This is a genomic window from Ruegeria sp. AB10 (genome assembly GCF_056542745.1).
The window spans coordinates 690,044-712,193 of the sequence record NZ_JBQGAI010000001.1; the positions used below are offsets into that span (position 1 = coordinate 690,044).

Here is a 22,150-nt window from a genome sequence, read left to right on the forward strand (position 1 = left end):
CCCCCTAATTCTCACTCGATCCGAGCGTGTGGTCGGTTATGTTTGTTAAGCAAACATGTATCTTGCGCAACATTGTTTCGCAAGCGCAGCAATCGTTACGTGGTGTCATGACCCTGGTCATTCTAAATCCACCGGCGGGTCTTACGTTCATACCGGGCGAAGTCCGCGCGAAACGTACGGCGCAGGCGATCTTCTTCAGGCAGTATAAAGCGGCGTTCCAGCACCCATACGAAGACAGGAACCAAAACCAGAGACAGCACCGCATCGAACCGCAGAACCAGACCGGCAAGGATCAGGACATCACCCACGTAGATCGGATTGCGGCTGCGGGTGTAGATGCCCGTTTGCACCAAAGACGAGGGCGTTTCATGCGGAATGACCGTTGTCTTGTGTCGGCGGAATTCGACAATTGCCAGAACCGCGAACAGGATACCGCCTCCGATCAGGATGCCGCTCAGCAGGTCTGTCAGGCCGCTGTCCAGGGACAGCCCCAGCGACAAATGGCGCGCCTGCAGCCAGGCCAGCACAGCAAACCCAACAAGCCAGACAGGCGGTATGTCGATCCGGCGCATGTTCATTCCCCGCAATTGACGAAGCGTAAAGATGTGTCGCTTCTGAGCGCTTTCCTATCGCTTTCGGAACAGATTGGCAAAAGCTCAGTATGTCGCATCAATGGACAGGCAATTGCGGATCGGATAGGCCGAAGACAACTGCCGAACCGTGACACAAAATGATGAGCCTCAAATGACAGATTTCGCCGCGACCAAAGCCATGTTCGATCTGCCCGAGGGCGTCATTTACCTTGACGGCAACTCGCTGGGTCCGCTGCCGCGTGCCGCCAGCGATCGGGTGAATGACATGCTGGTCAACGAATGGGGTCAGATGCTGATCACCGGCTGGAACAAGGCCGGGTGGATGGCGCTGCCGACCGGGCTGGGCGACCGCATCGGTCGGTTGATCGGCGCCGAACCCGGCACGGTGGTGACCGGCGACACGCTGTCGATCAAGGTGTATCAGGCCGTAGCCTCGGCCCTTGAACTGAGCCCGGACCGCAAGGTTGTGCTGTCGGACAGCGGCAACTTCCCCTCGGACCTGTATATGGTGGATGGCCTGTTGCGCTCGCTTGGGCCGGATTACGACTTGCGTGTTGTCGCGCCCGAGGACGTGGCCGCCCACATCACCGAAGACGTCGCCGCTCTGATGCTGACCGAGGTCGACTACCGCAGCGGACGGATGCACGACATGAAGGCGCTGACCGAACTGGCCCATGCCAATGGGGCGGTGACTGTCTGGGATCTGGCCCATTCCGCAGGCGCTATCCCGGTGGACCTGTCCGGTTGCAATGCCGATTTCGCGGTGGGCTGCACGTACAAGTACCTCAATGGCGGCCCCGGCGCGCCTGCCTTCATCTATGTCGCGCCTCGTCTGGCCGACCTCGTGCGCCCTGCCCTGTCCGGCTGGCTGGGGCATGAAGCCCCCTTTGCCTTTGATCTGGACTACCGCCCCGGCAGCGGAATCGAGAGGATGCGGGTCGGAACCCCTCCGATCATCCAGATGACCGCTTTGTCGGCAGCGATGGATATCTGGGACATGGCAGACATGGCGGATGTGCGCGCCAAGTCTATCGACCTGACCGAGCTGTTCATCGCCCGCGTCGAGGCCACCTGCCCCGAGCTGCAACTGGCCAGCCCGCGTGATCCGAACCAGCGCGGCAGTCAGGTCTCGTTCCGGTTTTCCGACGGATATGCCGCGATGCAGGCCCTGATCGCCCGCGGCGTGATCGGAGATTTCCGTTCGCCCGATATCATGCGGTTCGGCTTCACGCCGCTTTACATCGACGAACAGGATGTGGAAGGTGCGGTCGAAATCCTGACCGACATCATGCAGAACCGTTTGTGGGATACCCCGGAGTACAAGGTACGGCAGCGGGTTACCTGACCTCAAGCCCCGCGCCGATCAGCGCCGCAACCTGCGCCACCTGCTGTTCATAGACCTCGGCCCCGGCCCCGATCAGCTTGAGCCCCTTGAGCGTTGCGGCAATCGTCCTGCCAGTCTCGGCCGCATCGGTCAGCAGGCGCACCCGCCCGGCTTGCGCCTGTTGCGTCAACCATTCGGCGTAAAGGCCCGCCATCCTAGCCTCTCCTTCCGAGATGACCTCGGCCGCCATGGATTTGGTATTGTCCAGCATCTCAAGCCCGTGAGGCGACGCCAGTATCGCCGCCATCCCGGCAGTCTGCGCGCGTATCGCCCGTGTCAGGACATCCGGCACCGCCCCCGGAGTCGCCAGAGCCTCGGCCACCGCCGCGCTTTTCTCGGCATAGTAAACCTCGGTCAATTTGCTGACGATTGCCTCTTTGTTCTTGAAGTGCAGATACACGGCTGGTCGGGACATTCCCGCGCCACGCGCTATGTCATCCATCGAGGTTTTTCGAAACCCATAAGTGGCAAAGGCCTGAAAAGCAGAATTCAGGATCGCCTTTTGCCGTGAATCGTCAACTGTTTCCGTCATGTATGAACTGGTGACACTTTTTATTCATTTTGTCAATTGACACACTGACACTTTACGCCAATTATGTCATGGAACCAGCAACAGCTAGATGAGGTGCGCCATGGCGACCGCGCTAAAAATCAACGGAAAGCAACATCAGGTTGACCTGCCCGATGACGTCCCCCTGCTTTGGGTGCTGCGGGATGAGGTCGGCCTGACCGGAACCAAGTTTGGCTGCGGCGTGGCCGCCTGCGGGGCTTGCACCGTACATATCGATGGCGAGGCCGTACGGTCCTGCCAGGTGACGCTGTCGGATGTCTGGGGCGATGTGACCACCATTGAGGGGATTGGTTCGCCCGACGCGATGACCACGCTCCAACAAGCCTGGGTCGATCATCAGGTGGCACAATGCGGCTACTGCCAGTCAGGCCAGATCATGCAGGCCGCCGCGCTGTTGGCGGAAAACCCTGCCCCCTCGGATGGCGAGATTGACGAAGCCATGCAAGGCAATCTGTGCCGCTGTGGCACCTACCCCCGTATCCGCGCCGCGATCCATGACGCGGCCGGCAAGTTGAAGGAGGCGTAACCGATGGCTTCTGTTGGAAAAATCCTGCGTCGCACCTTCCTGATAGGGTCCGCCGCGATTGTCGGCGGCGTGGCGTTCGGCGCCTATTACGTCAGCCGCCCCGCTGCAAACCCGTTGAAACCCGGTGAAGGTCAGGCGGCGCTGAGCCCGTTTGTCCTGATAGACCAGAACGGCGTGACGCTCTTTGCCCCCCGCGCCGAGATGGGCCAGGGCGTCAAAACCACATGGGCCGCGCTGATTGCCGAGGAACTGGACGTCGATCTGGACCAGATCACCGTTCTGCACGGCCCGGCGGCAGCGGCCTACTACAACTCGGCCCTGATGGGGGAAAGCCTGCCCAACAAAGGGTATGACATCTCGGACTTCCAGCACAATCTGGGCGAGGCGCTGGGTGTGCTCGGCAAAGCGCTGAGCCTTCAGGTCACCGGTGGATCGACCTCGATGAAAGACGGGTTCGAGCGGATGCGCCAAGCCGGAGCTTCGGCCCGCGAGACGCTGAAACAGGCCGCGGCAGACCGGTTGGGTGTTGACCGCAGTGAGCTGAAAACCGCCTCGGGCCGCGTCATTGCACCGAACGGGGACCAGATTCCCTATACCGAGCTGGCCATTGACGTTGCAAAGCTTGAGCCGATCGAAGCGCCTCTGCGTGATCCGTCCGAGTGGCGCTATCTGGGCCAGACCCAGCCGCGTCTGGATATGGTCGAAAAGGTGACCGGGACGGCTGAGTTCGGCGTCGATGTCCGCCTGCCCGGCATGAAATTCGCCGCCGTCCGCATGAACCCCAAGCTGGGCGGCGCAATGAACGGTTTCGACGACAGCACTGCACAGTCCATGCCGGGGGTCGAGAAGATTGTCGATCTGGGCACCGGCGTTGCGGTGATCGCCAACAACACATGGCTGGCCAATCAGGCGGTTGAAGCCATCGACGTGGATTGGGGTGACGCCTCCTACCCGCCCGACACGGACGGTATCTTTGCCAAGATTGCCGAAGCGTTTGACGACGCCCCGAACTCGACCATGCGCGATGACGGCGATGTCGACGTGACGCCCGAAGGCGCGACCGAAATCACGGCAGAGTATCGTCTGCCCTATCTGGCCCATGCCACGATGGAGCCGATGAACGCCACCGCGCTTTACACCGGCAACGCGCTGGAACTTTGGTGCGGCAACCAGGCCCCGACCCTGATCCGCTTTCGCGTTGCCAATACTGCTGGCCTCGACACCGAAGCCGTTCAAATCCACACCACCTATCTGGGTGGCGGCTTTGGTCGCCGGGGTGAGTTGGACTTTGGCGAGATCGCCACCAAGGTCGCCATGGCAATGCCCGGCACTCCGGTCCAGACCACATGGAGCCGCGAAGAGGACATGCGCCACGACTATTTCCGCCCCGGCGCCATCGCCCGGATGCGCGGCGCGGTGCAGGACGGCAAGGCGGTTCTGATCGACGGCAAGGTGGCGGCGCAATCCTGCACCCAGCAAGCGGTGACGCGGTACACCGGCATGCCCGGCGCGGGCCCGGACAAGGTGCTGGTCGAAGGCTTTTTCAACCAACCCTACGCCGTGCCGAATTACCGGATGAGCGGTCACATCGCCAAGCTGGACGTGCCCGTCGGGTTCTGGCGTTCGGTCGGAAACAGCCACAACGGGTTCTTCCATGAAACCTTCATGGACGAGATGGCCCATGCCGCCGGTCAGGACCCGCTGGAATTTCGGCTGGAACTGATGAAATCCGAGCACGCGCCTTCGGCCGGCTGCTTGCAAGCTGTCAAAGAGATGTCGGGCTGGACGGGTCAGACACCAGATGGCGTCGGGCGCGGCGTGGCCTTCACCTACAGCTTCGGCACCCCGGTCGCTCAGGTGATCGAAGTGGTCGACGAAGACGGCACCATCCGTATCAACAAGGCGTGGATTGCCTGTGACATGGGGCTGGCTCTGGATCCCGAAAACGTCCAGGCGCAGATGTTCGGCGGCATGATGTACGGTCTGTCTGCGGCCTGCTACGGCGAGATCACCTTTGCCGAGGGCGAGGTCGAGCAATTCAACTTCCCCGACTATGACGCGCTGCGTATGCACACCGCGCCACAGGTCGAAGTGCGTTTACTGGAAACAAACCGCCACATGGGTGGCGCGGGTGAGCCGGGTACACCACCGTCCATGCCTGCCCTTGGCAATGCTCTGTTCGACCTGACAGGGAAACGCGCCCGCACCTTACCGCTGATCAATCAGTTCAACCTGCTGGTCTGATCACGCTGCGCCGGTCCGGTCCCTCTCTTACGGGCCGGCGCGAAATTCACGCCGTTTGCTGCATCAACCCAGCGTCCGATCCCGTTGCCCAGGCACGTACGGCTGCACCGAACGCCTCGAACAGGGGGCGGGAAACCGGATCGTTGATGGCATCCCATTCAGGGTGCCATTGTACCGATAGGGTAAACCCGGGCGCATCCTTGATATAGATCGCCTCGGGCGTGCCATCAGGCGCGTGCCCGTCGATCACGACGCGCTGCCCGACGGTTTTGATGCCCTGACCGTGCAGCGTGTTGGTCATCACCTCGGGGGCGCCGAACAGTTGGTGAAACACGCCACCGTCGTTCAAGGACACCACATGGCGCAGGGCGAATTTTTCCTCCAGCGTCCCGTCCGGCGGCATCCGGTGGTTCATACGGCCCGGTAGGTCGCGGATTTCGGGGTAGAGCGTGCCGCCCATCGCCACGTTAACCTCTTGAAAGCCCCGGCAGATGCCCATGAAAGGCTGGCCACGTTCCACGCAGGCCCGGACCAATGGCAAGGTGATCGCGTCCCGCGCCCGGTCGAACTCACCATGCGCGTCGGTGGCGTCTTCGCCATACTCCTCGGGATGCACATTCGGCCGCCCGCCGGTCAGCAGAAAACCGTCGCAGACCTCAAGCAGTTCCTCGACCGTGACATATCGCGGATCAGACGGGATCAGCAGCGGCAAGCAGTGCGAAACGTTGGCCACGGCTTCGGAATTCATCGTTCCGCCCGCGTGTGTCGGGTATTCATCGTTCATGAGGTAAGAGTTGCCGATGATACCGACGACAGGCCGAGACATTCCGTATTCCTTGCTGTTTATTTGATTAACAGGAAAGCTATCCGCAGCAATGAAATCGTGCAACAGAACACGCCCTGCATGACAGCGCAAGGACGTGTTCAATCACGCACGCAGTGTTCTGATTGATACAGTAAGTTCAGCCCACAGCTGTGCTTTTGATGGCTTTACGGGGAGTTTTTACGCAAACCGCCAGCGACCAGCGGTCGAGATCAGATTTCTCCGATCAGACCCGCTGCCTCAATTCCGGTCATTCCTGCGGTCGCATCATTGTCCGAGGTATCGCCTGTCACGCCGACCGCACCGACGATTGCGCCTTTGCGATCCCGCAGAAGAATACCGCCCGGAACCGGCACGACCTGGCCGCCGTAAACGCCGTTCACAGCGGCCATGAAATAGGCCTGCGCCTCGGCCCGCTGCATTTGCGCCGTACCCGCCATGCCCAGCATGACCGAGCCATAGGCCTTACCATGAGCGATCGAGAACCGGCCGGGGGCCGCGCCGTCTTCGCGCTCAAACGCGATGACGTGGCCGCCTGCGTCCAGAACGACGACGGACAGAGGTTTCAATTCCATCTCGCGGCCTTTTTCCAGTGTTTTTCGAATGATCGTGCGGGCTTTGCGCAAAGAAATTGCCATGATGTGTCCTCTCGTTCGTTGAGATTAAAGGCTGGCTTTCAGCTCCAGACGGCGGGCATGCAGGACCGGCTCGGTATAACCCGAGGGCTGGATACGGCCCTTGAACACCAGATCGCAGGCGGCCTGAAAGGCGATGCCGTCGAAGCCGGGTGCCATCGGAGAATAGTCGGAATCGTTTTCATTCTGGCGATCCACCACAACGGCCATTTTGCGCATTGCAGCCATGACCTGTTCTTCCGAGACAACATCATGATGCAACCAGTTGGCCAGCGCCTGAGACGAAATCCGGCAGGTCGCGCGGTCTTCCATCAGGCCGATATCATTGATATCAGGCACTTTCGAACACCCCACCCCCTGATCGACCCACCGCACGACATAGCCAAGAATGCCTTGCGCGTTGTTCTCGATCTCCCGCGTGATCTCATCATCGCCAAGGTTGCGTCCGCCCAGCAGCGGTATCGTCAGCAGGTCCTCCAGCGTGCCACGGGCACCACCGGCGGCCAATTCGTCCTGACGGGCCAGAACGTCGACCTTGTGGTAGTGCGTCGCGTGCAGAGTCGCGGCGGTCGGCGACGGCACCCAGGCGCAGGTGGCACCCGATTGCGGGTGGCCGATCTTGGCGTCCAGCATATCCCCCATCCGGTCGGGCATTGCCCACATGCCTTTGCCGATCTGCGCCTTGCCTTTCAGACCGCAGGCCAGACCGATATCGACGTTACGATCCTCATAAGACGCAATCCACGGCGTGTTCTTGATATCGCCCTTGGGCAGCATCGGGCCTGCTTCCATCGAGGTATGAATCTCATCCCCCGTCCGATCAAGGAAACCTGTGTTGATGAAGGCCACGCGGGATTTTGCGGCGCGGATACATTCTTTGAGGTTGACCGAAGTGCGGCGCTCCTCATCCATGATGCCGAGCTTAACAGTGTTACGCGGCAGGCCGAGGATGTCTTCGACAATGTCGAAAATCTCGACCGAGAACGCCACTTCTTCCGGGCCGTGCATCTTGGGCTTCACCACATAGACCGAACCGGTGACCGAATTGCCACCCTCGCGCTGCAGATCGTGCATGGCGATCAGCGTGGTGCAAAGCGCATCCATCAAGCCCTCACCGATCTCAATGCCATCGACATCCAGAACGGCCGGGTTGGTCATGAGGTGACCCACATTCCGCACCAGCATCAGCGAGCGGCCTTTCAGCACGGCCTGGTCGCCGCTGGGAGTTGTGTAGCCCACATCGCCCGCCAATTTGCGGGTGAAGGTGTTGCCGCCCTTGGTGACCTCTTCGGTCAAATCGCCCTTCATCAACCCCAGCCAGTTGCCATAGGCCACAACCTTGTCCTCGGCATCGACACAGGCGACCGAATCCTCGCAATCCATAATTGTGGACAGGGCCGACTCCAGTCTGACATCTGCGATTCCCGCCGGGTCGGTCGCACCGATGGGTGTCGATCTGTCGATCACAATTTCAGCATGAAGGCCATTCTTCTCTAACAAGATCGAAGACGGCGAAGCCGGATCGCCTTTATAACCTACAAAACGCCCCGCCCCATGCATTTGCGATCCATATATGTACGCTCTTTCACCATCGTCCATTGTGACGACCAGGTTCCCCTTCTCGACGGAAAAACCTACAACACTTGTCCAATCGTCAATCGCTGGTGTGCAGAAGAAGCCAAGATGGTGTTTGGCCCACGCAATCACGCGTGCGCCACGTTCTGCGTCATAGCCTTTGCTGGCGGGCAGGTCGCCCATCGCATCGGTACCGTAAAGCGCATCATATAGGCTGCCCCAGCGCGCGTTGGCTGCGTTCAGGGCGAAACGGGCGTTGGTGATCGGCACAACCAATTGCGGACCGGGGATCAATGCAATCTCGGGGTCGACGCCGGAGGTCTCGATCTGAAAATCCGCGCCCTCATCGACCAGGTACCCGATTTCGCGCAGGAAAGCCTGATAGGCGGCGGGGTCATGCGCCTGCCCCTTGCGTCCCAGATGCCAGCCATCGACCTGCCCCTGGATCTTTTCCCGCTTGGCCAGCAAGGCGCGGTTCTTGGGGCCCAACTCGGCGACCATCCGCGACAGACCATCCCAGAACGTTTCAGCCGTGACACCGGTTCCCGGCAGGGCCTTGCCTTCGATAAACTCGGCCAGAACCGTATCAACCTGAAGTCCGCTGCGTGCCTGTCTGCTGCTCATTTGGTGTCTCTCCGCCATTGTGCGCCATTGTATGCCGCCTGCATTTAAGCCGAATGTTCCCGACAGGCAACTTTCGACGCCACGTTCGAACCCTTCGGCCCTGCGCGAAGGTGCTTCAAAAACGACAAGGCAGTGAAGCCGCGGTTGCAGCCCAATGGCGAAGCCCCTAACGTCGCGCCCGAACCAACTGATGCGAGGCCCCCAATGCGCGACGCTGCCCCCACGACGATCTACCTGAAAGACTACACGCCGTTCGGCTATCTGGTGGACAGCGTACACCTGACCTTCGATCTGGCCGCAAACGCCACCCGTGTCACCTCGCGCATTGCCTTCCGGCCGAACCCCGAGGCGACCGACCGTACCTTTTTCCTGCATGGCGAAGACGTGACCCTGATCCGCGCGGCCATTGACGGTAAAGAAATCTCGCCCGAGGTCACCGACAAGGGCCTGACAGCAAACGCCCCCGACGCGCCCTTTGTCTGGGAGGCCGTGGTCGAGATCGATCCCGCCAACAACACTGCGCTTGAGGGGCTGTATATGTCGAACGGCATGTATTGCACCCAGTGTGAGGCCGAGGGATTCCGCAAGATCACCTATTACCCCGACCGCCCTGATGTGATGTCGACCTTCACAGTGCGCATCAATGGGGACCTTCCGGTGCTGCTGTCCAACGGCAACCCCACGGGCAGGGGCGAAGGATGGGCCGAATGGACAGACCCGTGGCCCAAACCGGCCTATCTGTTTGCGCTGGTCGCCGGAGACCTCATCGCCCACCCCGGCCGGTTCACCACCATGTCCGGCCGTGACGTGGAGCTGAACCTCTGGGTTCGCCCCGGTGACGAGGACAAATGCGCCTTTGGCATGGAAGCCCTGAAGAAGTCTATGAAATGGGATGAGGACGTTTATGGCCGTGAGTACGATCTGGACGTGTTCAACATCGTGGCCGTGGACGATTTCAATATGGGCGCGATGGAGAATAAGGGGCTGAACATCTTCAACTCCTCCGCCGTGCTGGCCAGCCCCGAGACCTCGACCGATGCCAATTTCGAACGGATCGAGGCAATCATCGCGCATGAGTATTTCCACAACTGGACCGGCAACCGTATCACCTGCCGCGACTGGTTCCAGCTGTGCCTGAAAGAGGGCCTGACCGTGTTCCGCGACGCGCAGTTTACATCCGACATGCGCTCGGCCTCGGTGAAACGCATCCAGGACGCCATCGACCTGCGCGCCCGGCAATTCCCCGAGGATAACGGGCCGCTCTCTCATCCTGTTCGACCGGAAAGCTTTCAGGAGATCAACAACTTCTATACCGCCACCGTATATGAAAAAGGCGCCGAGTTGATCGGGATGCTGAAACGGTTGGTGGGGGATGCGGCCTATGCGCAGGCACTGGACCTTTACTTCGACCGCCATGACGGGCAGGCCTGCACCATCGAAGACTGGATCAAGGTGTTCGAGGATACGACGGGCCGCGATCTGACTCAGTTCAAACGATGGTACAGTCAGTCAGGCACGCCGCGCGTGGCCGTGGCCGAGGAGTACGCGGACGGCACTTACACCCTGACCCTGTCGCAGCGCACCGAGCCGACCCCCGGTCAGTCCGAAAAACTGCCGCAAGTGATTCCGGTCGCCGTCGGCCTGCTGGGCCCCAACGGGGATGAGGTCCGCGCGACCGAGGTTCTGGAACTGACCGAGGCCGAACAGAGCTTTGAGTTCTCCGGTCTGGCCGCCATGCCGGTGGCGTCGATCCTGCGCGATTTTTCCGCGCCGGTTATTCTGGAGCACGACCACACGGATGCCGAGCGCGCCTTTCTGCTGGCCCACGACACCGACCCGTTCAACCGCTGGCAGGCCGGACGGTCGCTGGCAGAGGACACGCTGCTGCGCATGATCCGCGAAGACAGCGCGCCCGGCACCGACTATCTGGACGGCATTCTGGCCGTGCTGCGCGACGGTGATCTGGAACCGGCCTATCGCGCGCTGATGCTGGGCTTGCCAACACAATCCGAACTGGCCGCGGCGCTGTTCGAAGCCGGAGAAACCCCCGACCCGATGGCAATCTGGCGGGCCGTGGAAACCCTGCGGCAGGCGACAGCGCAACATGTGCAGGACCTGCTGCCCCGGCTGCACAGCGAAACCCTGATCGACGCGCCGTTCAGCCCCGACGCCGATCAGGCAGGCAAACGCGCGCTTGGTGGGGCTGCACTGTATCTGACATCGCGGCTGGATGGTGGCGCAAAAGCCACCGAGGAATATGCCACCGCCAACAACATGACGTACCAGTTGACCGCCCTGTCGTGCCTGTTGCGGGCCGGAACGGGCCAGCAGGAGCTGGCGGCGTTCTATGACCAGTGGCAGCATGATCGGCTGGTGATGGACAAGTGGTTCGGCCTTCAGGTGACCACAGCCGCCCCCGAGACCACAGCCGGCATTGCGCGCGCGCTGACCGAGCACGCCGATTTCAACTGGAAGAACCCCAACCGCTTCCGCGCGGTCATGGGGGCATTGGCCATGAACCACGCCGGTTTCCACTATTCAGACGGGGCCGGGTATGCGTTGCTGGCGGACTGGTTGATCCGGCTCGACCCGGTGAACCCGCAAACTACGGCGCGGATGTGCACGGCTTTCCAGACTTGGAAACGCTATGATGCCGACCGTCAGACCCTGATCCGAGCCCAGCTGACCCGTATCGCCGACACGCCGGACCTGTCGCGGGATACGACGGAAATGGTGACCCGTATCCTCGGCGCATGACTCCGTTTACCTTCACGCGCCACAACCGGACGCCGCGTACGACTTTGATCCTGATCTGCGTCTACGCGGCGCTGGCAGCCTTGCTGATCCTGTTCGATGCGGCATGGTGGCTGGTCGGGTTACTGGCCCTGTCCACCCTGCCCGCCGTTTGGGACGTCGTGCGGGGTACACGCGCAGGCATGACGCTGGATCGCGACCGGATAAAGTGGTTCACGGGCAACCGCGAGGGCGAGGCCCTTCTGGCGGATATCGATCATATCCGGTTCGACACCCGATGGGATTTCTCGGTTCGTGTCTCTCTGGTTTTGGCATCGGGCAAGCGGATTCGGCTGCCCGACGAATCCACACCGCCCCACAAAGACCTCGAAATCACCCTGCAACAGGCCGGTTTCCGGGTCGTGCGGCATCATTTCAACGTTTTCTGAAACATTGTGCCCTAAAGGGAACCATTCCACCGGGGCAGACCCCACGCCCCGCAAAAAGCTTGAATTTGAGGTGAATTTCAGTCAAAATTTCAAGCCAGCCTACCCTTTTTGTTTTGGTTTCGAGTTTTACCATGTTTCGGTTTTTCAGGGCACGTCAGGCCCGTTCTTCTTTACCTTCCCGTCATATCACACAGGACATGCGCGTGGCAGATTGCGCCGAAACGGCTGGTCTGCCGGACACGGGCCAACTGAATATTCCGCTGGCACGCGCCCGCGCCGAGGACCTGATCGGTCGCGAAACCATTGAACTTGGGCGCACGCTGGCCAGACAGGACCGCTGGGCCGAACTGTCCCGACAGATGCGCGCCGCAGACGACTCCCGCGACACCGCGCCCGACGGAATGCCGATTGCAGATTTGCTGGCCTTTGGCGCCCGGTCCGACGTGGTTCTGGCAGTCGAACACGCCCTGTCCGACGGGGCCGCCCTGTCCGAGTATGACCTGCTGGGCGGTATCTCTGAACTGGAAGACGAAATGCGCGCGCATCCCGATGATCCGATGATCATTCTGGTGGTCGCCCTGGCGCATATCGACCTGGCCTGGGCTTGGCGCGGGACGGCGACGGATGCCACGTTGCCTCCGCTGCACCAGTCGCGCTGTGCCGCGCATTTCGACCGCGCCGCGGCCCTTTTGCCGACATGCCGCGCAGCGGCGCCGGACAGCCCATTGGTGGCCGCAGCCGGTTGCGCCCTGATGGCCGGTCAGCGGAAAACCGACCTGCGCGTAGCCGAAGAATACGAACGGCTGATCACGCTGGACCCACACAACCAACGCCACATGCGGGCAATGGGTACCCATCTTCTGCCGCGCTGGTTCGGCAGCTACGAAGAGCTTGAAATCCAGGCCCTGCGCAACGCGGCCCGCACCTGCGATATCTGGGGCGCTGGCGGGTACACATGGGTACAGTTTGACGCCATCGCACTGGACGCAGAGGCCTGCGCACGGCTGGACGTCGAGTATTTCCTGGAAGGCCTGCACGACATTCTGCATCGCCGCCCGGATCAGCAAACCGTGAACATGCTGTCGGCCTATTGCGCCACCACGATCCAGGGCGGGCTGGGCCTTAACGACAAGGCCGATCTGGTGCGCGCGCAGATTCACGAGGCCGCCAACTGGCTGATCCGCGACCACATGACCGAACTGCACCCGCTGATCTGGGCGCATGCCGCGAGCGGGTTCAACAACTCGGTCCGTATCAACTCGGCGGAACGGTTTGCAGCCCGCGGCCAGCGTCAGGCCCTGCGTGCCATTGGCGATCTGTTCCGCGAGGAACTGCGCAGCGGCATGGACGTGACCTTTACACCGTCGGGTCTGCGCCTGTCTCAGCACTGATTCCCCCTTGCCCCTAGCCCCTGCCGGGCCTAATACGCAGGCTTAGACTTCTGCGGAAATGAGGCGCGCCATGCTCGACCTGACATACGAAATGCCCAAACCCAAAACCATTGCCGGGGCCAAGCACGATTGGGAACTGGTAATCGGGATGGAGGTGCACGCTCAGGTCTCATCCAACGCCAAGCTGTTTTCCGGTGCGTCGACCAAATTCGGGGCCGAGCCGAACTCGAACGTGGCCTTTGTGGACGCGGCGATGCCAGGCATGCTGCCGGTGATCAACGAATACTGCGTGGAACAGGCGGTGCGCACCGGGCTGGGCCTGAAGGCGGATATCAACCTGAAATCGGCCTTTGACCGCAAGAACTACTTCTACCCTGACCTGCCGCAGGGCTATCAGATTTCCCAGCTGTATCACCCCATCGTGGGCGAAGGCGAAGTGCTGGTCGAGATGGGCGATGGTACCGCGCGCATGGTCCGCATTGAACGCATCCACATGGAGCAGGACGCGGGCAAATCGATTCACGACATGGACCCGCATATGTCCTTCGTCGACCTGAACCGGACCGGCGTCTGCCTGATGGAGATCGTCAGCCGCCCCGATATCCGTGGCCCGGAAGAGGCTGCCGCCTATATCGCAAAACTGCGTCAGATCATGCGTTATCTGGGCACCTGCGACGGCAACATGCAGAACGGCAACCTGCGGGCGGACGTGAACGTCTCGATCTGCTTGCCGGGCGCGTATGAGAAATACCAGGAAACGCAGGACTTCTCGCACCTGGGCACCCGCTGCGAGATCAAGAACATGAACTCGATGCGGTTCATCCAGCAAGCGATCGAAGTCGAAGCCCGTCGCCAGATCGCCATCGTCGAAGGTGGCGGCAAGGTCGATCAGGAAACCCGCCTGTATGACCCGGACAAGGGTGAGACCCGCTCGATGCGGTCCAAGGAAGAGGCGCATGACTACCGCTACTTCCCCGACCCCGACCTGCTGCCGCTGGAAATCGAACAGGCATGGGTGGATGACATCGCCGCCAAGCTGCCCGAACTGCCCGACGACAAGAAGGCGCGGTTCATCAGCGAATTCGGTCTGACCGATTATGATGCCTCGGTGCTGACTGCCGAGGTGGAATCGGCTGCGTACTTCGAAGAGGTTGCCAAGGGCCGCAACGGCAAACTGGCCGCGAACTGGGTGATCAACGAACTGTTCGGCCGCCTGAAGAAAGAAGACCACGACATCACCGACAGCCCAGTGTCTCCGGCGCAGTTGGGCGGGATCATCGATCTGATTTCCTCGGACGCCATCTCGGGCAAAATCGCCAAGGACCTGTTCGAGATCGTCTACACCGAAGGCGGTGACCCGGCACAGATCGTTGAAGAGCGCGGTATGAAGCAGGTCACCGACACCGGCGCCATTGAGGCCGCCCTGGACCAGATCATCGCCGCCAACCCGGCACAGGTCGAAAAAGCCAAGGTGAACCCGAAACTGGCCGGCTGGTTCGTTGGTCAGGTGATGAAAGCCACCGGCGGCAAGGCCAACCCCAAGGCGGTCAACGAACTGGTCAGCCAAAAGCTGGGTTCGTAAACCGATCAGAGATTGAATTGTTGGCGGCGGGGTTTGCGCAAAACCCCGCCGTTTTTCTTTTCCGCCTCTTTCCGCACGATGATGACTTTCCCAAAATCTCCAGCATGTTAGATTGCCGGGACCCGACAGCAGGAAAATCCGATGCAGCGCTACGAATACAAAGTTGTCCCCGCCCCGCAAAAAGGCATCAAGGCCAAAGGTGAGAAAACCGCAGAAGGCCGGTTTGCCGCATCGGTCGAACAGGTGCTGAACCAGATGGGTCAGGACGGCTGGGAGTACCAGCGCGCCGAATTGCTGCCCAGTGAGGAACGCGTGGGCCTGACCGGTTCGACCGTGAACTGGCGCAATGTTCTGGTTTTCCGCCGGGAGGCCGAGGACACTAATGCATCATCCCGGATCCCGCCCGAGGCCGATGAAAGCGTGTCGCAAGCAAAGCCAATTCCAGGACCAGATGCCGTTGAGGCCCCCGCCCCTATTGCGGAAGAGGCCAAGGAACCCCCGTTATCGCTGAAAGGGGCCGAGAGAAAGACGGAATCCGGGGAAGAACCTCAGAGCTAACTGGCGTCAACACGGGACCGGCGCAACAATCCGCCCCTTTGGAAGCGGCTTTGCGGGGTCGTAGCAGGACAAGCGCCCCGGCCCGTCTCGCCAGAACAGGTTCGGATCTACGTGGCACGTTGGCCAGTGATCGCAACGCCTGACCGCGAAGTGAACGTGGGGCGTTTTTCCGATGCTTGGACGGTTCGCCTTCTGGACGTAAGCCACCACTTGGCCCGCCTGGACGCGCTGGCCGCGCCTTAGCCCAGAGACCGGCACCACATGAACCATCTCAAGGAACATTTTCTGTTTGGCCTGCCCCGGTCTGGGCCGAACCGAGACATCCATGCTAATCCCAACAACTCCGCCATATACCGCGTTGTCTTGCTCGATATACTTGATCCGCCCGTTGACGGGCGAAATCACCGGTGAGCCGGCACGTTTGCAAAAATCCATCCCCTCATGACTGGTAATTGTGCGGCTGGGCTCGACGACCTTGTATTTTTGCCCATTGCGCAAACGCGTCTTACCATAGTCCAGGCACAGCCCCCCCGTCCGCCGAAATCGGCTGGACACGCCGTGAACGACCGGTTTGCCATCCGGTGAGACCAGAACAAGCTCCTGCGATGCAGACGAAGATGGAAGCTGAAGCAATAGGCAAACTGCCAGCAGAACCCTGAACGCAAAAGATCTTTCTACAAAACGTCGCATTCCTTAACTTGAAAAGCGACGCAGTCTTCTGTCAACGGTTTTCTGATTTGGTGCTTCGCAGCATAAACCAACGAATTTCTGTAGCTTATTCCCCGATATCCAGCGCCAAGGCGTGAATACGCGGCACGATATCGCCCAACGCCTTGTGGACCGCGCGGTGGCGGACAACGCGGGATTGGCCTGCGAACGCGCTGGCGCGGATGCGGACGTTGAAATGGCTTTCACCGCCATCCTGATACCCCGCATGGCCGCGGTGGCTTTCGCTGTCGTCGATGACTTCAAGCTCACGCGGATCAAATGCCGCCTGCAGGCGGGCTCGGATTTCGTCGGTCACAGTCATTTTTTCGCTCAGCGGTAAAAATTTTACCGCCCCCCCTCTTCTACTTTCGGCTGCTTAGATTAAACTGCTGCCTCCGAGTCGAGAAGATGCGTTCTTAAGGATCACAGCATGACGAAATCAGACCCTTTCGGATTCGATATGTCCGTCTCCAGCGCCAAGAAAAAGAACCCGCGCGGGCGTCGGGGGATGTCGGGTGCGTCTGAGACCTCGGTGCGTATCTGCGACCATGAAGGCTGCGAAGAGGCGGGCAAGTTCCGCGCGCCCAAAGCACCGGATGTTCTGGATGATTTCTTCTGGTTCTGCCAGCAGCACGTGCGTGAATATAACCAGAAATGGAACTTCTTTGACGGCACCACCGAGGCCGAGTTGAACGCGCAGCGTTCCAAGGACAAAGTGTGGGAGCGTGAGACCAAACCCATGGGTGACCCCGAGGCGCGCGCCTGGGCACGCCTGGGCATCGAGGACCCGCATCAGGTGCTGGGTGCAAACAGCACGCAGAACAAGGGGCGCACCTCGGGTGGCGGCGGCCGCCGCCTGCCCCCTACCGAACGCCGCGCGATCGAAATTCTCGAGGCCAATGACAGCTGGACCAAAGCCGAAGTGCGCAAGGCCTACAAAAAGCTGATTAAGGTGCTGCATCCGGACATGAACGGCGGCGACCGGTCTCAGGAAGAACAGCTGCAAGAGGTCGTCTGGGCCTGGGATCAGATCAAGGACAGCCGGAATTTCAAATAAGGTTTCGGCCTTTCAGCTCAGAACCACCTGCAAATTCAATATCCTGCGATGAGTTCTGCCTGGAATCCCCGGAAAGGGTCATCCATATTTGCGGCGATTGGATATCTGAATTCACCGAGGTCCGACCTTGCGCGTGCCCCTTAGCCTGTTTGTGCTTTCGCTCTGCGGATTGGCCGCCGCCATTGTCCACCCCACGCGGCCTGAGTGGCTTTTGCTGGCCTCATCCTGTGCGTTTGCAAGTCTGATATTGCTGCTGCGGAGTTGGTGGGAGTCTCGCGATACCGGCGACTGGATCATCCTTGACGGCTCTAATGTGATGCACTGGAGAAATGGCGAGCCCAGTCTTGAAACGCTGCGCGAGGTTCTTTCGACATTGAAAACCGCTGGCTTGCGGCCTGCGGTCGTATTTGACGCCAACGCAGGGTACAAGATCGCAAATCGCTATATGAGTGATCGCGATTTCGCCCGATCACTCGACCTGCCGGTCAATCGCGTAATGATTGCGCCAAAGGACTCCCCGGCCGATCCTTTGATCTTGCGTGCAGCGGTGGATCTCAACGCACGTGTGGTCACAAATGATCGCTATCGGGATTGGGCCACTGACCGTGCCGAATTAAAGCAAGATAGTCTGATCCAGGGTGGCTTTGAAAGGGGTGAACTGTGGTTGTCACTGTAAGGGGCGGTTGTTGGTCTGGTTAAAGGCTGAAGTCATTCGAACCGATGTCATCTCAGATTTAGTTTCAATGAAACATCTGATCCGCTTCTAGCCTGCGTCTCTTTCCCTTGCCCTTGCCCGCAATATGTTGCACCACACACGGGTTCAAACCCGGCAATACGGGCCAAAGGATAAGGACCAGGCGAATGGCTGACGGATCGATCGACATCAACGCAAAACCCACCGAGGACATCTCGGTTCGTGACGTGTTCGGCATTGATACCGACATGGCGGTCAAAGGCTTTGCCGAAGCAAGCGATCGCGTTCCCGCCATCGACCACACCTACAAGTTCGACCCCGAAACCACGCTGGCGATTCTGGCGGGCTTTGCCCACAACCGTCGTGTGATGATTCAGGGGTATCACGGCACCGGTAAATCGACCCATATCGAACAGGTTGCCGCCCGTCTGAACTGGCCTGCCGTCCGCGTGAACCTGGACAGCCACATCAGCCGGATTGACCTGATTGGCAAGGACGCCATCAAGCTGCGCGACGGCAAGCAGGTCACCGAATTCCACGAAGGCATCCTGCCCTGGGCGCTGCGCAACCCTGTCGCCATCGTATTCGACGAATATGACGCGGGCCGCGCCGACGTGATGTTCGTGATCCAGCGCGTGCTGGAGCATGACGGCAAGCTGACCCTGCTTGACCAGAACGAGATCATCACGCCGAACCCGAACTTCCGCCTGTTCGCCACCGCAAACACCGTGGGTCTGGGTGACACGACCGGCCTATATCACGGCACGCAACAGATCAACCAGGCACAGATGGACCGGTGGTCGCTGGTCTCGACGCTGAACTACCTCAGCCATGATGCCGAGACGATGATCGTTCTGTCCAAGGCGCCGCACTACAACACCGAAAAGGGCCGCAAGACCGTCAGCCAGATGGTCACCGTTGCAGACCTGACCCGGACCGCCTTCATGAATGGTGACTTGTCCACGGTGATGAGCCCCCGGACCGTGATCAACTGGGCCCAAAACGCCGAGATTTTCCGCGACGTGGGTTACGCCTTCCGCCTGTCCTTCCTGAACAAATGTGATGAGCTGGAGCGCCAGACGGTAGCTGAGTTCTACCAGCGTTGCTTTGACGAGGAACTGCCCGAAAGCGCAGCAAGTGCAAGTCTGGGCTAAGACGTGCATTTCGCCAAGCAAAAGTGCGTGTTCATTCACGTTCCGAAAACCGGAGGGAACTTCTTTACCCGATGCTTCCTTCGGTTTTCCGACGACGCGATCGTAACCAGCGGGCATCAGGACGGCACCGACCGGTTTGAACTGAATGGCGAAGCGACCAAGTCCAAGCACCAGACCCTGGCAGAATACAGCGACCTGATTGGCTCGGCCTTTTCCGGCTATACAGCTTATGCTTTTGCCCGCCCTCCGATCGAGCGGATGATCTCACTGTACTACTCGCCCCACCGCTGGATGCGTGAACAGGAAGACGGAGGCTTTGGCCTAGACGCCCGCAACGAACCCATCGACTTGCAGGAATTCGAGGCGCTTGTGTCGACCAACCATTCCATCTCGAATCTGCTGGACACCCAGAATATCCCCGCCCGATTGATGCTCAACACCAGCGCCCTGCATGCGTCCGGAGCCCGTGTTTCACTGCTGGATTTTGCGAAACTGCAAAGCGGGTTGAAAAAGTTTGGGCGGAAAAACGGGTTCGATCTGTCCGACATACCCGCCAAAAAGGTAAACTCCAGCGCCGTCAACAATCCGGTTGCACTGAATGCCGGACAAATGGACCGTTTGGCGGAAACCGTTCTGGATTCGCACCACGGCAAGGATCAGGAGTTCTTTCCTGCGACGGGTCTGAAAGGTGCGTTGGACGGGGTTTCCAGGTGGTTCAACCTGTACGCGTAGGCGCAAACGCGTTCAGATGAACGAACGGGCCGCCGCCGGGACGGAACGGCGGCTTGCGCGCTGGATTTCCGAATGCACCGAGGTTCTGCCGTAAGCACCGCGCTGGTTTCATGGGAAAACGGGGGTGGACCTATGGCCAAGGCCCCGGAATGGCTCTAGGTTGCCCGAACAGAACAAGTCCGGACCTGCCGCCGATGAGCAAACCCAACGACAACCCCGCCGATCCGTTCAAGAAGGCCCTGGCCGAGGCCACCAAGGTGATGGCCGACGACCCGGAACTGAACGTCTCTTATACGGTCGATCCGTCGGGACTGACGGGTGAGTCAATGCGCCTGCCACAGGTCAGCCGCCGGATGACCCGCGAAGAGGTTCTGCTGGCGCGCGGGACGGCGGATGCGCTGGCGTTGCAGCGCCGGTATCATGATGACGCGACCCATGCGCGCTATGCGCCCCCGGGCGATATGGCGCGGGACCTCTATGAAGCGATGGAGGTTGCCCGGTGCGAGGCGATGGGCGCGCGGGACATGCCCGGCACGGCCAGCAATATTGACGTCAAGATCGGGCATGAGGCGCTGCGCCGGGGCTATGATCAGTGCAAACAGCCTGCGGATGCACCGCTGGCGGTTGCGGCGGGCTATCTGATCCGCCATCTGGCCACCGGACGTGACCTGCCGCCTGCCGCCGAGAACATCATGAATCTGTGGCGCGGGTTTATCGAGGAACAGGCCGGCGGGACGCTGGAAAACCTGGATGACATCCTCGCGGACCAGGCCGAATTTGCCAAGTTCGCGCGGCAGATGATCAAGGATCTGGGCTATGGCGACCAGTTGGGCGACGACCCCGATGAGCTGGACGACGAGCAGGAAGATCAGGCCGAGGACGACGCCGAAGAACAGCCCGATCCCGACAGCACCGGTCAGGACGATCAGGACGAACAGGACGCTGACGCCAACCCGGAACAGACGCAGGAAGAACAGCAGGACCAGTCTCAGGCTCAGGTCTCGATGGACGAGATGGCCGATGAAGAGATGGGCGAAGAGGCCGAGATGCCCGAAGGCGAAGCACCGCTGGAGCCGCCTGCCCCGGCCCCCGCGTCCGAGGCCGATCCGGAATACAAGGTGTACCTGAACGCCTATGACGAAGAAATCGCCGCCGAGGATCTGGCCGAACCGGCCGAGTTGGAACGGTTGCGCGCTTATCTGGATCAGCAGCTGGAGCCACTGAAGGGTGCGGTCAGCCGCTTGGCCAACAAGCTGCAGCGCCGCCTGCAGGCGCAACAGAACCGCAGTTGGGAGTTCGACCGCGAGGAAGGTATTCTGGATGCCGGCCGTCTGGCACGTGTGGTGGCGAACCCGACCACTCCGCTGAGCTTCAAGGTCGAGAAGGACACCGAGTTCCGCGATACCGTGGTGACGCTTCTGCTGGACAACTCGGGGTCGATGCGGGGTCGTCCGATCTCGATCGCGGCAATCTGTGCCGACGTTCTGGCGCGGACGCTGGAACGCTGCAATGTGAAAGTCGAGATTCTGGGCTTTACCACCCGCGCGTGGAAAGGCGGTCAGGCGCGTGAGGCGTGGCTGAACGATGGCCGCCCGCAGCAGCCCGGACGTCTGAACGATCTGCGGCACATTATCTATAAGGGCGCGGATGCTCCGTGGCGGCGGGCGCGGCCCAATCTGGGCTTGATGATGAAAGAGGGCCTGCTGAAGGAAAATATTGACGGTGAGGCCCTGGAATGGGCGCATCGCAGAATGCTGGCCCGGCGCGAACAACGCAAAATCCTGATGGTGATCTCGGACGGCGCTCCAGTTGACGATTCAACGCTCAGCGTCAACCCCGCGAATTATCTTGAGAAACACCTGCGCGATGTGATTGCCATGGTCGAAAAGCGTAAGATGGTTGAACTGCTGGCTATTGGGATCGGCCACGATGTGACTCGCTATTATGACCGTGCGGTGACGATCACGGATGTGGAACAGTTGGCAGGCGCGATGACCGAGCAGCTGGCGGCACTGTTTGACAGCGACCCGCGGGCACGGGCGCGGGTGATGGGAATGAAGAAGGCCAGCTGAGGCTGGCCTTGCCTCCGGCGGGAGTATTTTCCAAAAAGATGAAGG

At 60.5% G+C, this 22,150-nt stretch carries 20 protein-coding genes; 13 read left to right on the forward strand and 7 right to left on the reverse strand.

What is annotated here, in order from left to right; genetic code table 11:
* Window positions 1–122: 122 nt before the first annotated feature.
* A complete protein-coding gene (locus ACR0NT_RS03485) occupies window positions 123–572 on the reverse strand; it encodes a methyltransferase family protein (RefSeq protein ID WP_170441286.1) in 450 nt (149 codons plus the stop codon).
* Window positions 573–744: 172 nt separating this feature from the next.
* On the opposite strand from ACR0NT_RS03485, the gene kynU reads away from it, so the two are divergent.
* A complete protein-coding gene (kynU, locus tag ACR0NT_RS03490) occupies window positions 745–1,938 on the forward strand; it encodes a kynureninase (protein WP_170441282.1) in 1,194 nt (397 codons plus the stop codon).
* Here the strand turns inward: kynU and ACR0NT_RS03495 are convergent.
* The gene (locus ACR0NT_RS03495) at window positions 1,931–2,509 is read right to left on the reverse strand and encodes a TetR/AcrR family transcriptional regulator (RefSeq protein ID WP_170441279.1); all 579 of its coding nucleotides are present in this window, start codon (window positions 2,507–2,509) and stop codon (window positions 1,931–1,933) included. The two genes, kynU and ACR0NT_RS03495, sit on opposite strands and share 8 nt — an antisense overlap.
* A 100-nt stretch (window positions 2,510–2,609) precedes the next feature.
* Here ACR0NT_RS03495 and ACR0NT_RS03500 point away from each other — a divergent pair, with 100 nt between their 5' ends.
* Together ACR0NT_RS03500 and ACR0NT_RS03505 are read left to right on the forward strand one after the other, a co-directional pair.
* Complete coding sequence (locus ACR0NT_RS03500; protein WP_170441275.1) at window positions 2,610–3,074, forward strand: (2Fe-2S)-binding protein; 465 nt, start codon at window positions 2,610–2,612, stop codon at window positions 3,072–3,074.
* Window positions 3,075–3,077: 3 nt separating this feature from the next.
* Window positions 3,078–5,318, forward strand: coding sequence for a molybdopterin cofactor-binding domain-containing protein (locus tag ACR0NT_RS03505; RefSeq protein ID WP_170441272.1), 2,241 nt, complete (start codon window positions 3,078–3,080; stop codon window positions 5,316–5,318).
* Between the two features lie 46 nt (window positions 5,319–5,364).
* Here ACR0NT_RS03505 and ACR0NT_RS03510 read toward each other — a convergent pair whose 3' ends face one another.
* The 3 genes from ACR0NT_RS03510 to ACR0NT_RS03520 all read right to left on the reverse strand — a co-directional run bounded on the left by ACR0NT_RS03510 (window position 5,365) and on the right by ACR0NT_RS03520 (window position 8,975).
* Window positions 5,365–6,144: a gamma-glutamyl-gamma-aminobutyrate hydrolase family protein gene (locus ACR0NT_RS03510; RefSeq protein ID WP_170441268.1), complete on the reverse strand. Its 780-nt coding sequence runs from the start codon at window positions 6,142–6,144 to the stop codon at window positions 5,365–5,367.
* Between the two features lie 209 nt (window positions 6,145–6,353).
* Entirely contained in the window at window positions 6,354–6,779 is a 426-nt protein-coding gene (locus ACR0NT_RS03515; RefSeq protein ID WP_170441265.1) for a heme-binding protein, read from the reverse strand.
* Window positions 6,780–6,803: 24 nt separating this feature from the next.
* A complete protein-coding gene (locus ACR0NT_RS03520) occupies window positions 6,804–8,975 on the reverse strand; it encodes a malate synthase G (RefSeq protein WP_170441262.1) in 2,172 nt (723 codons plus the stop codon).
* Window positions 8,976–9,179: 204 nt separating this feature from the next.
* On the opposite strand from ACR0NT_RS03520, the gene pepN reads away from it, so the two are divergent.
* The 5 genes from pepN to ACR0NT_RS03545 all read left to right on the forward strand — a co-directional run bounded on the left by pepN (window position 9,180) and on the right by ACR0NT_RS03545 (window position 15,688).
* Entirely contained in the window at window positions 9,180–11,732 is a 2,553-nt protein-coding gene (gene pepN, locus ACR0NT_RS03525) for an aminopeptidase N (RefSeq protein WP_170670799.1), read from the forward strand.
* Complete coding sequence (locus ACR0NT_RS03530) at window positions 11,729–12,157, forward strand: hypothetical protein (protein ID WP_170441256.1); 429 nt, start codon at window positions 11,729–11,731, stop codon at window positions 12,155–12,157. The genes pepN and ACR0NT_RS03530 overlap by 4 nt, the downstream gene beginning before the upstream one ends.
* 197 nt (window positions 12,158–12,354) lie before the next feature.
* The gene (locus tag ACR0NT_RS03535; RefSeq protein WP_480442610.1) at window positions 12,355–13,548 is read left to right on the forward strand and encodes a hypothetical protein; all 1,194 of its coding nucleotides are present in this window, start codon (window positions 12,355–12,357) and stop codon (window positions 13,546–13,548) included.
* 70 nt (window positions 13,549–13,618) lie between these two features.
* Entirely contained in the window at window positions 13,619–15,130 is a 1,512-nt protein-coding gene (gatB, locus tag ACR0NT_RS03540; RefSeq protein ID WP_170441250.1) for an Asp-tRNA(Asn)/Glu-tRNA(Gln) amidotransferase subunit GatB, read from the forward strand.
* Window positions 15,131–15,271: 141 nt separating this feature from the next.
* The gene (locus tag ACR0NT_RS03545; RefSeq protein WP_170441247.1) at window positions 15,272–15,688 is read left to right on the forward strand and encodes a DUF4177 domain-containing protein; all 417 of its coding nucleotides are present in this window, start codon (window positions 15,272–15,274) and stop codon (window positions 15,686–15,688) included.
* 6 nt (window positions 15,689–15,694) lie between these two features.
* Here ACR0NT_RS03545 and ACR0NT_RS03550 read toward each other — a convergent pair whose 3' ends face one another.
* Both ACR0NT_RS03550 and ACR0NT_RS03555 read right to left on the reverse strand, forming a co-directional pair.
* Window positions 15,695–16,378, reverse strand: a complete 684-nt coding sequence (locus tag ACR0NT_RS03550; protein WP_170441244.1) for a M23 family metallopeptidase — start codon at window positions 16,376–16,378, stop codon at window positions 15,695–15,697.
* A gap of 85 nt (window positions 16,379–16,463) precedes the next feature.
* Window positions 16,464–16,718 (reverse strand): BolA family protein, encoded by a 255-nt coding sequence (locus tag ACR0NT_RS03555; RefSeq protein ID WP_170441242.1) that lies wholly within the window; start codon window positions 16,716–16,718, stop codon window positions 16,464–16,466.
* Window positions 16,719–16,826: 108 nt separating this feature from the next.
* Here ACR0NT_RS03555 and ACR0NT_RS03560 point away from each other — a divergent pair, with 108 nt between their 5' ends.
* The 5 genes from ACR0NT_RS03560 (at window position 16,827) to cobT (ending at window position 22,105) form a co-directional block, all read left to right on the forward strand.
* The gene (locus ACR0NT_RS03560; RefSeq protein ID WP_170441240.1) at window positions 16,827–17,453 is read left to right on the forward strand and encodes a J domain-containing protein; all 627 of its coding nucleotides are present in this window, start codon (window positions 16,827–16,829) and stop codon (window positions 17,451–17,453) included.
* A gap of 133 nt (window positions 17,454–17,586) precedes the next feature.
* Window positions 17,587–18,129 (forward strand): NYN domain-containing protein, encoded by a 543-nt coding sequence (locus ACR0NT_RS03565; RefSeq protein WP_480442672.1) that lies wholly within the window; start codon window positions 17,587–17,589, stop codon window positions 18,127–18,129.
* A 185-nt stretch (window positions 18,130–18,314) separates the two neighbouring features.
* Entirely contained in the window at window positions 18,315–19,301 is a 987-nt protein-coding gene (gene cobS / locus ACR0NT_RS03570) for a cobaltochelatase subunit CobS (RefSeq protein WP_170325720.1), read from the forward strand.
* 27 nt (window positions 19,302–19,328) lie between these two features.
* Window positions 19,329–20,033 (forward strand): sulfotransferase family 2 domain-containing protein, encoded by a 705-nt coding sequence (locus ACR0NT_RS03575; protein ID WP_170670795.1) that lies wholly within the window; start codon window positions 19,329–19,331, stop codon window positions 20,031–20,033.
* A 194-nt stretch (window positions 20,034–20,227) separates the two neighbouring features.
* A complete protein-coding gene (gene cobT / locus ACR0NT_RS03580) occupies window positions 20,228–22,105 on the forward strand; it encodes a cobaltochelatase subunit CobT (protein ID WP_170670793.1) in 1,878 nt (625 codons plus the stop codon).
* Window positions 22,106–22,150 lie beyond the last annotated feature (45 nt).